Genomic DNA, 637 nt, shown 5'->3' on the forward strand with positions numbered 1-637 from the left:
GAAGCGAACGGCTTCACGGACGTGACGGACCCAGAAGTCGGCCGAGCCCATCTCACCGTCGGCGACGAGGGCACCCGTCAGGTTCGACACGATCGGGATGCGCGGCGTCGCGAACGACAACCCCTCGACCACCCGGCGGAAGTCCTCCAACATGCCGTCCATGTGCGGCGAGTGGAACGCGTGACTGACCGCGAGCCGCTTGCTCTTGCGACCGACGAGCGACTCCACCACCGCGATGGCAGCGTCTTCGTCACCCGCGATCACGACCGACTGCGGGCCGTTGACGGCCGCGATGCTCACCCGGTCCGTCAGCAACGGCAGGGCCTCGTCCTCCGAAGCCTGAACGGCGATCATCACGCCACCGGCCGGCAGCGCCTGCATCAACCGCCCCCGCGCGGCGACCAACGTGCACGCGTCGTCCAGCGACAGCACACCGGACACGTGCGCGGCAGAAATCTCACCGATGGAGTGCCCGGAAAGGAAGTCCGGCTTCACACCCCACGACTCGACCAGCCGGAACAGCGCCACCTCGACCGCGAACAACGCCGGCTGCGTGAACCGCGTCTCGTCCAGCAGGGCCGCATCCGACCCGAAGAGAACGTCCCGCAGCGGAACTTCGAGATCCAGACGCGCACCC

The 637-nt window shown here is 68.1% G+C and carries 1 protein-coding gene; it reads right to left on the reverse strand.

The annotated features are described in order from the left end of the window. Positions 1 to 637: acyltransferase domain-containing protein (locus G3I71_RS45510; RefSeq protein WP_164324811.1), on the reverse strand; the 637-nt coding region annotated here is incomplete at both ends.

This window comes from Streptomyces sp. SID12501, assembly GCF_010550245.1.
Lineage (GTDB): Bacteria > Actinomycetota > Actinomycetes > Streptomycetales > Streptomycetaceae > Streptomyces.